Source organism: Nitrospirota bacterium, from assembly GCA_016180645.1.
Lineage (GTDB): Bacteria > JACPQY01 > JACPQY01 > JACPQY01 > JACPQY01 > JACPAV01.
The window spans coordinates 14,503-27,167 of record JACPAV010000042.1 but is presented as its reverse complement, the minus strand read 5'-3'; the positions used below and the strand labels follow the sequence as shown (position 1 = coordinate 27,167).

At 62.2% G+C, this 12,665-nt stretch carries 3 protein-coding genes; 1 reads left to right on the top strand and 2 read right to left on the bottom strand.

Translation table 11 applies throughout. The features are described from left to right. Nucleotides 1–318: 318 nt before the first annotated feature. Both HYT87_18445 and HYT87_18440 read right to left on the bottom strand, forming a co-directional pair. Nucleotides 319–1,482: a hypothetical protein gene (locus HYT87_18445; protein MBI2061725.1), complete on the bottom strand. Its 1,164-nt coding sequence runs from the start codon at nt 1,480–1,482 to the stop codon at nt 319–321. Nucleotides 1,483–1,717: 235 nt separating this feature from the next. Further along, nucleotides 1,718–6,628 (bottom strand): hypothetical protein, encoded by a 4,911-nt coding sequence (locus HYT87_18440; GenBank protein ID MBI2061724.1) that lies wholly within the window; start codon nt 6,626–6,628, stop codon nt 1,718–1,720. 174 nt (nt 6,629–6,802) lie between these two features. Here HYT87_18440 and HYT87_18435 point away from each other — a divergent pair, with 174 nt between their 5' ends. Beyond that, a complete protein-coding gene (locus HYT87_18435; protein MBI2061723.1) occupies nt 6,803–12,592 on the top strand; it encodes a carboxypeptidase regulatory-like domain-containing protein in 5,790 nt (1,929 codons plus the stop codon). Nucleotides 12,593–12,665 lie beyond the last annotated feature (73 nt).

Sequence of the window (12,665 nt, the reverse complement as noted above, 5' to 3'; positions counted from 1 at the left end):
GAGGGTCTTCAGACCCTCCCGACAAGAGGGAGCATCTGAAGATGCTCCCCTACGAATCGCTTGAGCGGTGTCTGAAGATACCTTCCCATCCGAGCGAGAATCTGAGCGATGAATTTTGAAACGAGACCGGAAAACGGCTCCTGTCTCTTAATTCACGGCGTGGAAATGGCCTTCCCTCGTGAAGTGATGTTCACACAGCATGGAAAAATGCCAAAAGTCGAGCTGAGATCAGTTCCCCATTCTCGCTTTTCAATCAACCATGGAGATCGGAGCATCCCTCACAGTGAATCAGTGATACTCGACAATTGAGCATTTCCCCTATCTCCACCTCATCCCCATCAGGAAATCCACACCTCCGGCGTTCAGGTTGTGGGACTGGTCCTCAAAGGGAGCGTTGGCATAGCGCAACTCCAGAAACGCGCCGACGTCCTGCCAAACGCGTATCCGGCTTCCCCCGATAAAGAAGTAGTGCGGCACGAACTGCGATGTGGATTCCTCTCTCTTCAGCTCCTCCAGCACGAATGCATCCGGCTCCTGGCTGATTCGGGTGATCCCCGGTCCGAGGCCGACATAGGGCTCGAACCACTTCCAACCCTGAAACGGATGAACCGTCAGAGCGGCCTCGATGGGCAGCTTGGTCAATTGCCACTTCTCCGCCTGGGGGTCCATAACGGCCTTCGAGAAATACTGGATGGCGATGCGCCCCCCGATGCGGGGGATGATGCGGAAGCCCGCAAATCCTCCGAACGAAACCCCGGTCCCATAGAACTCCTCGAGGGGACCTGAACTTTGATCGTGGATTCCGAAAAAGATGCCGCCGTAGTATTGGGCGGGCGCCACGCTCGATGAGTCCGAGGGGAGAGGGGGCGGAACCCCTGCCGCTGCTGCGGTGGTGCTCAGGGCTTGCGCAGTCGGCGCGGGAGCGGGGCGGGAGGATGGGACGACCGGCTGCGATGCGGCGGGCCGCGTCTCCTGCGCGGGTGGGGCGGCTTCCCACGATTCCGGCGGAGGAGCAACACTCACGGGCCTTCCGCGAAGGGCAACATCGATCGGCTCCTGGATGCTGGTGAGCACGGACACGAATGGGATCTTGAGGAGGTATCCCTCGGGGGTGATCAACCAGAACGCGTCACCCTGGCGGTCAAGCGAGACACCGCGAAACTCCTTGCCGTCCTTGGTTCGCACCGTGGTGATAACGGAGCAGTAAAACGGCCGGCTGGGATCCGGTTTGAAGGGGTTGCCCTTGACTTGGATCTTCTCATAGGTGTGGACCTCTCCGGAGGCTACGACTTCCTCTCGCATTCGCGTGCTGAAGAGGGTGATGGAAGAAGCGGAATCGCTCAGAATCTTGCCGACGACGACGGAACCGTCTCGGAGAGATAGGCGGTCCAGAAGTACTTGGGCACGAACCGCCGTCGGGGAAACCAGCATCCCGACGCTCAGCGCCATCCATGCGCATACGTACCCATCCCGGCGAATCACGATAGAGCATTATACCACACACAATGGCATGGTGGCCCACTTGCGCGGAAATCAGGGCAGGCTGGTGACCGCCTGGGTGACCGCTGTTGGCCCAAAAACCTCTTTGTAGCGTCCGGTTTCATACCGGACGATCCAGCCTTCGCAGCCGCCCTTTCTTCGCCCGCCGAAGCGGGCTTCGCGAAGGCGGGAGCTGCTACGGCGGAGTAGGCATTGCCGCTCGATATGAAATCGGGCGCTACGGGAGGCTCGTGATGGAGACTGGAGTGGATTTGCTGCCGGTCGTTCCATCTCCGAGCTGGCCGGAATTGTTGAGTCCCCAGCACTTGGCCGTGCCGCCAGGAAGAACGGCGCACGAGTGACCTGATCCACCGCCTGAACCGCCCGCGGTGATTCCTGCAACCCCCGTTATCCCCGCCACCGAAACAGGTGTGACACGCGCGATGGAGGTCCCATCTCCGAGCTGCCCTTGATTGGCGCCCCAGCAACGAACCGGTCCCGAGGAGAGCAGGGCGCAGGTATGGTCCGAACCCGCGACGGTGGCAATCACATCCGTAAGCGTTGAGACGACGATTGGAGTGGGCCTATCCGTTGTCGTGCCGTCGCCCAGTTGACCGAGAGAATTGCGTCCCCAGCATCTGACCGTGCCGTCTGAAAGGAGGCCGCAAGAGTGGTAGTCTCCCATCGCCAGCGCTACCACTCCGGATAGGGTGGAGACGGCGGCCGGCGCGAAATGAGTTGACGCGGAATTGTCTCCGGTCTGTCCTTCAGCCCCTCGCCCCCAGCAGTTCACGGTTCCGTTTGCCAGGAGCCCGCAATTGTGGTAGCCGCCCGCAATGAGCGCTACGGCTGTGGTAAGCGAAGTTACAGTCGTGGGCACGAGGCGATTGGTCCCGGTGGTGTCGCCCACCTGTCCGGCGCTGTTTGCACCCCAGCACCTTGCTGTGCCGTCGGCCATCAAGGCGCAGGTGTGATTGGCCCCTGCGCTCAGACTGATGGCGCTGGACAGAGTCGATACGACGGTCGGCAGCAGCTTTCCGGTGCTGGTTCCGTCGCCGAGTTGTCCGCTGCCATTTACGCCCCAGCACTTGGCGGTCCCGTCGGAGCCCAGAGCGCAGGTGTGGAATTGACCGGTGGCCATGCCTGTGACACTCGTAAGGGACGACACGGGGACAGGTGTGGGCCGGTTGGTCGTGGTGCCATCGCCGAGTTGGCCCTGATCATTCTGGCCCCAGCATTTGGCCGTGCCGTTGGAGATGATTGCGCAAGTGTGAACGCCGCCGCCGGAGAGACCCTCGCGGAACGGTCGAGCCGGCGCGCCGGAGGCGGTGGATTCGTGGAGGCGGGGGAGCCTGACACCGAGCGGGCCTGACAGTGAAGTTACGGCGGTGGGCGTTAGGCGATTGGCGGTGGTTCCGTCCCCAAGCCCGCCATAATAGTTGTCCCCCCAGCACTTGACGGTCCCGTCTGATACGAGCGCGCAGGTGTAGACGTTCCCTCCCGCCACGGCGACCGCACCCGAAAGGGCGGAAACGGCCACGGGAGTCGTTCTCTGGTCCGTCGTCCCATCCCCTAGCTGACCACCGCCGTTGCCTCCCCAGCATTTCACCGTGCCGTCCGAGACAAGGGCGCAGGTGTGATAAGTCCCTCCCGCCACGGCGACCGCACCCGAAAGGGTGAAAACGGCCACCGGAGTCGTCTTATCCGCCGTCGTCCCTTCCCCAAGCTGACCATAGAGATTGCGTCCCCAGCATTTCACGGTGCCATCCGAGGCGAGGGCGCAGGTGTGGTAGGTCCCTCCCGCCACGGCGACCGCACCCGAAAGGGTGGAAACGGCCACCGGAGTCGTCTTCTGGGCCGTCGTCCCATCCCCTAGCTGACCGTTGCCGTTGGATCCCCAGCATTTCACCGATCCATCCGAGGTGAGGGCGCAAGTGTGGTAGAGCCCTCCCGCCACGGCGACCGCGCCCGAAAGGGTGAAAACGGCCACCGGAGTCGTCTTGTCTGCCACCGTCCCATCCCCAAGCTGACCATTCGCGTTCCATCCCCAGCATTTCACCGTGCCATTCGAGGCGAGCACGCAGGTGTGGTTGATCCCTCCCGCCACGGCGATGGCGCCCGAAAGGGTGGAAACGGCCACCGGAGTCGTCTTATTGGCTGTTGTCCCATCCCCAAGCTGACCATAGAAGTTGTATCCCCAGCATTTCACCGTGCCGTCCGAGGCGAGCGCGCAGGTCTGCCTATCCCCTCCCGTCACGGCGACCGCGCCCGAAAGGGTGGAAACGGCCACCGGAGTCGTCTTCTGGGCCGTTGTCCCATCCCCAAGCTGACCATAGTCGTTCCACCCCCAGCATTTCACCGTGCCATCCGAAAGAAGCGCGCAGGTGCGGTTGCTGAGGTGGTTCGTGATCGCCTGCGCGGCGCCGGTGGTTCCCCACGTGACGGCCGATTTTTCGACGATGTTTGCGTCGATGTTCGCAACCTGATCCTGGGCGCGAACGACGACGTAGTAGGTGGCCGAAGGGGTCAGGCCCGTGGCGGAATAGGACGTGACTCCCGCATTCGTCGTGGCGTAAACGACAAAATTCGCGGCGCACGCGCCGGGGGTAGTGCTTGCACAAATCTTGTAGACGATGGCGGACGAGGCACTGGCATTGTCCGTTGCCGCCGTCCACGCAACGTCGATTTGCGTGGTGGAGATGGCCGTCGCGCTCGTAAGACCGCTGAACGTCGGCGCGGTGAGGTCGATGGTCCACGTCGCCTCGGCAGGCGTCGCATCCGCGTTGCCCACGGCGTCCACGGCACGAACTTTGAATGTGTGAGCGCCCGCGGGCAACGCCGCCTGAGAGTAGGGCGACGTGCACGTTCCGAACGCACCTGCGTCCAAGGCGCACTGGAACGTCACCCCAACCTCCGGTGACGAGAACTCGAAGTACGCGGAAGTCTGATTGCTGACCGCTGACGGCTGAACGCTGATAGCCGTGTCCGGCGGCGTGATGTCGATGCTCCAGGTGAACGTCACAGGCGTACTGTCGTTGTTCCCCGCCGTATCCACGGCACGCGCGCCAAACGTGTGGCTACCCGCCGCCAACGCGCTGTAGGTGGCGGGCGATGAGCAAGAGGAGAATAAAGCGAGGTCGAGAGCACACTGGAACGTCACCGACGGATCGGGGCTGCTCAGCGTAAACGTGATCTCCGTCTTGTTTGTGGACTGACCACTGACCACTGCCAACTGACCACTCGCCGCGCTCAGCGCGGTGTCCGGCGCAGTCATGTCCACCGCCCACGTGGCCGAGGCAGGTGTGGCGTCCTTGTTCCCCGCGGCGTCCTGCGCATAAACCTGGAAGGTCTGGGATCCCTCGGGCAGAGCCGTTGCAGAGTAGGGGAACGCGCAGAGCGCGGCGACTCCGATGCCGAGTTGGCAGAAAAACGTGCAGGTAGCCGCAGGCTTCATGCCTGCGTCCGAAGACGCACCCGTAAAGGGTGCGCCTACCGGATCGGAACACGAGAACTCGAAGGAGGCGGAAGGCTGATTGTTGAGCGCTGATGGCTTGACCGTGATGGTTGTATCCGGAGCCGTGGTATCGAGTCTCCACGTGAACACGGCCGGAGTGGGGTCCTTGTTCCCCGACTTGTCGACAGCGTAGACCGAGAACGTTCGCGGCCCGTCCTTCAACTGGCTCAGGACGAATGGGCTCGCGCAGACCGACCACGCGCCATTGTCAGTCGAGCATTGAAACGTGGAACCCGCCTCGGTGCTGGTCAGGGTAAAACTGATGTCCGTCTTGTTCAACCACTGACCACTGACCACTGGCAACTGACCACTCGCCGCGCTGAGCGCGGTATCTGGCGGCGTCGTGTCCGGAGCGGGACAGTCCGCAGCGCACGAGGCGGATGTTTCCCCAGCCTCGCACGTCCCGTTCCCGCACACGGCGGGCGGCAAGACCTTGAACGAAACGGTCGCCGGCGTTTGATCCGTATTCCCCAGTTCGTCAGCCGCCTTCACGGCGAGGGTGTAGTCACCCTCCTTCGCCGGGCTGAGGGAGAACGGGGTGTCGCACGGCTTGAAATCGAACGTGTCCGCCGGGCCCACCAGGGAGCATCGATAGACGCAAAAGGATACATTGGCCGCCCCGGGCTTCTGCGCTCCCACGGCAGTTCCCCCTTCCTGGGGGTTGCATGTGAACGTAAACCGGTAGGCCTCCGCGGACGTTCGCGATTCGGCGTTCGACGCCACCTGGGTGTCGGGCGGCGTGAGATCCACTTCGCCCATCACGATCGCGGTCGTAAATCCGCTCTCCTTGAGCGAATTCTCCAGCCCGGCCTTGAGGCTTTCCAGCTTCGACTGGAGCGTCGTCTCATCCGGTTTCGACGCCGCATCCATGGCGGCATCTGCTCCCTTGGAAACGACCTCGAAGAGCGTGGCCACACCGTCGCCGTCGAGGTCCGGGAGTTCCACCTGGTTGAACCCGACATCCTGGGAGAGGATCTCCACGCGCGCGGGATCCGCCTCGGACGCCTTCACGTCCACCCTGACTTTGAGATCCACATAGGCCACCTCCGGTCTTGTTCGCGACCGGACTTTCGTGTTCAACGCACCTGTGCCTTCCGCCGCCGACTTGACGGGAAGCGTGAAAGTGACCTCGAACGAGAAAAGTATCTCCTCTGCGCTTGCGGTGGATGTTCCGCCTTCGGGGACCGCCGATCCGTCCCCATGTTCCGGAAGGTGATTCAATCGTGGCCGCACCGGAGCCAAGACGGCATGGCCGTCCCGCGACTGGCCGGAGGCCACCAAGCGGGAGAGGGCCGCTCTGACCCCTGTGCGAACACCGCCGGTCTCCGCCGCACGAACTCCACCGCTCACGCCACCGCGCACCGCGCCTCGAACCGACGTCCCCACCGGCGCGTCGTTCCAGTAGACATCCGCCACCGCATCCCGCACACCCTCGATGGCCACCGCCTGTTGCGAAGTGAGGGGAATATCCACGGTGATTTTCAATTCAGATTCACCGATCGGAAGCCCGCCAAGGACGCCCCCTTGTCCCACGCAGCCGTAAACGCTTAGGAGCAACACACCCCCGAGGAAGATCGCGATGAGAGAAGCCCAACCCAGCTCGCTCCGCGCCCAGAGATCCGCCACCAACTTCACAGTTAGCCCAGTATACTTTGTTTGGAATATTCTGTCAGTGATGTAAGTCACGTTGGAGATCATCCCTGATGGGGTGAACTAGGTATATTCCAAAGCGTGATAGTGGTCACAAAGTGGCGGCGCTGGCGTGATTTTGAACTTGACAACAAAAATGGAATCCCTCAATATGCGCACATGAATCCTCGGGGGAAGAATCCGCTGAGTCTGGCGTCCATGGTTTCGCTGTTCCTTGCCTTCCTGCTTATTCTGAGCATGACTTCCTGCCAAGGCAAGGGAGGTCGTATTCTCGGGGCAACCCTCACCGGAAACGGGGCGACTGCGGTCAAGACGACGGAAGTCCTCCGGAGCTCGGATATCGTGGGCCGGGTGCTAAACATGGAATCCGGTGAAGCCATCGCCGGCGCAAAGGTCAAGGTCGTCTCCGTGCTGGATCCATCCGTGCTTGCAGAAGGGACAACGGATGGAACGGGCTTGTTCAGCCTGACCCTCGGCGGCGAAGGGACGGCCTCCATCTCCGTAGAGAAGGAGGGCTTTGCTCCACAGGCCCAAGTGCTCCAACTCAGCCCCGGCGCGAACACCGTCCAGATGAGGGCCCAACCCGTAACGTTCATGCAGGAAACCGTGATCGACGCGGACACAAAGTCGCTTGCCGTGAAAGTGCCTGGCAACAGCCTTAGTATCGAAATCACCGATCCTTCCAAAGCTCTCGGCGCGACCGGACCCATCCGCGCGGAAATTACCGTGGGCGATCCCCGCCAGGACCGCGATGCATTCCCGGGTGGCTTCATGGCCGTGAGCGCCGGCCTCCGAGGCGGATTGCGCGCGGGGTCCAAGCGCGCCGTTGTGCGCAAGGCGGGAGAGCCGATCGGTGAAGTGGTCGAATTGGCCAGCATCATGTTCGGCAATATTACCTTGCGCGACTCAGAGGGCAACATCATCAGCTCCCTCAAGCAACCTGCCAAGGTTCGCATGAAAATCCCCACCGGATCGATGAATCCGGCCACGAGTGTGCCGTTCAAGGTTGGCGACACCGTCCCAACGTACTACGTGGACGAAACACTCGGCACGTGGGTACCGGAGTTGGACGACGGTGGACAACAGGTGCTGGGAACCGTCGTCCAGGGGGATGACGGGCTCTACAGTGAGTTCATGGCGCGGCACTTCAGTTGGTGGAACCTCGATCAGCCTATCTCCACCCGAAGCTGCGTCCGCGGCCGGGTGATCGATCCATGCGGGCAGCCCAAGAAAGATATTCGTGTCTGCGGGAACGGCGTGACCTTCAACGGGGCCACCTGCAATGGCGTGTTGGGCACCGCTGCGCTCCAGTTCGGTGGGGGAGTCGACAAGAAAGAGGAGCCCACGGGGGAAAACGGGAAGTTCTGTTTGGACGCTTTGAAAGGCAGCACGATCAGCGTGGAAACCGGCGTCGGTGGCCAGTGGGGCTGGTTCAACTTTTCGTTCACCGAGACGTTCACGAAACAGAATGTCACGATGTCCAATACCGTGGGTACGTGCGCCGACGCAGGCGCTGCATGTCAGGATCTGGGCGACGTTTCCATCACTCCAACGCTTCGAAAAGTGAGCGGAAAGGTGGTTGGTGCCGGCGCAGTCCCCGTTCCCGGAGCGGTGGTCTCCCTGGGAAAACGGCTCGCCAAGGCGGACGCCAATGGCCTGTTCAGCGTTGAAACGGAGCCCGGCGACGATCTGCTTCTCAGCATTACGCACCCGGAAGGCGCCCTTCGAGGCAGGAAAGAAAACAAGATCTCCGTTCCGGGCGTCAGTCCCTCGCCGGGCCAGTGTGATGCCCTCGCGGCTGTCGATTTGGGCACGGTCGCGCTTGACACGGAGACCGGGTGCGCCCGAGGCAAACTGCTCGATGAAGCCGGCCGGCCCATCTCCGGGGCGACCGTCTCCATAGGGGGTTCGACCATTCAATCCGATGAGGGAGGCAACTACTGCCTGGCCTCGCTCGAGGGCGATCAGGACTTGAAATTGACTTATTACGACAAGGGCCGGGGCCGCATGCACAACAAGAAATCAGGCGTGCAGATCGTCGGTGGCGGCCAGTGCGGCGGAGAGTCCGATCGGTGCGTTCATGCCGACATCGAGGTTGAACTGGGCGACGCCTGCATCAGCGGCCGCGTCACCAACCAGAAAGGCGCGGGCGTGGCGGGCGCAACCGTGCGCGCGGGCTCCACCATGGTCACCACCGGGCCGGACGGCGCGTACTGCCTCATGGCGCCGGTCAAACAGAAAGTAAAGGTGACGCTCAAGCATGCCTCGGGCGGGCAGGGAACGAGCGGCAGCGAGTCTGAAGACGAGGTGGACGTCGAGACCGGATCGGCGGGAATGTGCGGAGGCGGATGCACCATCGTTAATCGCACCCTGACCATCAACGAGCCGCCCGTGGTTTCCAAACTGGAGTCCTCAAAGAAAGTGGCCCAACCCGGTGATGAGGTGGTGGTCACGGCCACCGCGTCGGACGCCGAGGGGGACCCGCTCCAGTTCCTTTGGACGTCTACGGATGGTGATCTCAGTAAGATTACTTCGAGCGGCGGCAGAAGGGCTCCCTCCAGCCTGAAAGGTCCCGACCCGGCGGTTGCCTGGAAAGCTCCGTCGTCATCCGGCAAGTACACGGTAAGCGTGAGAGTCGAGGACAATCGAAAAGGAACCGGCATGGCCTCCGTGGACATCGAAGTGGCCGTCGATGCAGATGGGGACAAATCGCCCGCAGGGACCGACTGCAATGATTCCAATCCGGCCGTGTATCCGGGAGCGACGGAATCGTGTGATGGAGTCGACAACAACTGTAATGGAAGCGTGGACGAAGGGATCGGCGGATCGTCCTGTGCGAGCACCTCCCTTGGCGTCTGTGCTGCGGGCACGATGAAGTGCACCGCCGGAATTCTTGCCTGCGCCTCGATCCTGGCGCCTGGCGCCGAGATTTGCGACGGCCTGGACAACAATTGCAACGGAAGGGTGGACGAAAACACAGGCGGAACGCTCTGCGCCACCGGTCGGAGCGGTCTGTGTGCGGGGGGGACTCAGCAGTGCCGGTCGGGCAGTCTGGTCTGTGTTCAAACCCTCGCGCAAACCTCCGAGGTGTGCGGCGATGGGATCGACAACGATTGCAACGGCAGGATCGATGAAGTCTGCCAGTGCAGCGATGGAAGCAGCCAGTCCTGCTACAGCGGCGCAGCAAGCACGAGGAACGTAGGATCCTGCAAAGCGGGCACGCAGACCTGTGCGGGAGGCATTTGGGGAAACTGTACCGGAGAAGTTCTGCCGGCTTTGGAGACGTGCGACGGCAAGGACAACGATTGCGACGCCGCGGTGGACAACGGGCTGGGGGCTGCGAGTTGCACTTCGACTCAGGCGGGAGTCTGCTCCGCGGGCACGCAGCAATGCACGGCAGGAAGCCTGGCTTGCGCCTCAAGCCTCGCGCCCAGTGCCGACATCTGCGACAACCTCGACAACGACTGCGATGGAAGCACAGATGAGGAATTCACCAACAAGGGACAGGCATGCTCGGCGGGGCAGGGGGCGTGCCAGTCGACAGGGACTTTCTCCTGCAAGGCTGATGGAACCGGGACGGAATGCTCGGCGATTCCCGGCGCTCCCGCTACTGAAATTTGCGATGGGATGGACAACGACTGTGACGGCAGCACGGACGAAGGCGGCATCTGCGCCCCTGCCGCTCCGAGCAATCTCATGGCGGTCATCGTCTCGTCCTCCCGGATCAATCTGAGCTGGGCGGACAACGCTTCAAACGAGGCGGGATTCGTGGTCGAGCAGAAAATCGGCGGCGGCGCCTTTGCAGCCCTTGCCACGGTCGGCCCAAACATTATGTCGTACTCCAGCATGGGTCTCTCGGGTGGGACGACGTACACCTATCGTGTGGCTGCATTCCTCGGCGCGGACAACTCAGCCTACTCCAACGAAGCGGGAGGGACCACGCCTGCGGGTTTCGTTCAGAAACGGCTGGACGGGGGCTGGAGTCAAACGTGCGCGATCATGGCCGACACGACGGTGCGCTGCTGGGGCGGCGCCTTCGGCGGCGTACCCGTTCAAGTGAGCGGCCTCGTGGGCGTCGAGAACGTCGGATCGGGCGCATCCAACAACTGCGCGGTTTTGTCGGATGGTTCTGTGAAATGCTGGACGAACTCAGGCTCGCCTGCGACCATCTCGGGCCTGACGGGTGCGAAAGCGGTGGACGGGGGAGCCAGCCATCAGTGTGCCGTCCTCGCCGATTCCACCGTTCGATGCTGGGGGTCCAACTATGACGGGCAACTCGGCGATGGCACGACCGTGAATTCAACCACTCCGGTCAGTGTCGTCGGGCTGATGGGAGTCGTCACCCTGTCCACCGATGAATCTTCGAACTGCGCTCTGATGGCCGACGCTACCGTTAAGTGCTGGGGCGACAACGGCATGGGACAACTGGGCGATGGAAGTTCCGTCACGCTGTCCAACTTGCCCGTAGCCGTGGTTGGAATCTCCACGGCCGTCGGCGTCAGCGCGGAAGGATTCCACGCCTGTGCGGCTCTCGCGGATGGCGCCGTGAAATGCTGGGGTTCGGGATACGGGACCACTCCCGTCGTCGTCTCGGGAATATCCTCAGCGGTCGCCGTCCTGGCCGAGGATAGTCACTCCTGCGCCCTTCTCTCCGATTCAACCGTCAAATGCTGGGGATCCAATTCCAACGGGCAATTGGGAAACGGCTCGACCGTCGCATCGTCCACTCCCGTTGCGGTGATCGGTCTGACCGGTGTGGTGGAATTGAGCGGGGGGGATTCGTTCGTGTGCGCCCGACTCCAGGATGGCTCGGTGAAATGTTGGGGAGACAACACCTCGGGCCAAACGGGGTCCGGAAGCCTGCCGAACTACAAGATCCCTGTCACCGTCGGAGTCGCCTCAGACTGGACGACGGCGCAGGCAAGCTACTACCATTCCTGCGCTCGGCGGGCCACTGGAACGGCGTGGTGCTGGGGGATAAACCTCTACGGACAGTTCGGCGACGGGACGACCTCCAGCCGGGCGGCTCCAGTTCAACTGGGCTCCAATACCGACTGGCTTGCGATCTCGACCGGGACATTGCATACCTGCGCCGTCAAATCCACCGGTACGCTCTGGTGCTGGGGGTTGAACGGCTACGGCCAGCTTGGCAACGGCTCCGTTACGCAACAACTCACCCCTGTGCAGGTCGGAACGGCCACGAACTGGACCGCGGTCACAACGGGCTCAGGCTACACCTGCGGCATACGATCACCGGGATCCCTTTGGTGCTGGGGAGTGAACGCTTACGGTCAACTCGGCGACGGGTCTGTTACGCAAAGACTCACCCCCGTACAGGTCGGGACGGCCACAAATTGGACCTCGGCCACAGCCGGCTCAACCCATACCTGCGGCGTCCAATCGCCGGGCATACTCTCGTGCTGGGGCATCAATGCGTACGGCCAACTCGGCGACGGAACGACTATTCAGAAACTCACCCCCGTGCAGGTCGGGCCGGCCACAAATTGGACCTCGGTCACCACCGGCTACACACACACCTGCGGCGTCCAATCGCCGGGCATCCTCTCGTGCTGGGGCCAGAATGGATCGGGTCAGCTCGGTGACGGAACGACGACGCAAAGATTCACCCCCACCCAGGTCGGCACGGCGACAAGCTGGACTTCGATCACCACCGGCCCAAGTCACACTTGCGGGATCCAATCGCCGGGAAGCCTTTCATGCTGGGGCATCAATTCGTACGGCCAGCTCGGCGACGGAACCATTACACAAAAACTCGCCCCCACGCAGGTTGGCACGGCCACAAATTGGACTTCGATCACAGTCGGGTCAATCCATTCCTGCGGCGTACAATCGCCGGGCACTCTTTCCTGCTGGGGATCCAACAACTCAGGATTGATCGGCGACGGAATGGCCTGGAAAGACACACCGGTCCAGGTTCTTCTTCCGTAGCTGCGTCGACCGCTCCCATCCTCCACTCAGGCAGGGTGGATTCCAGATATTTTGAATTGTGACCTCCGTCACC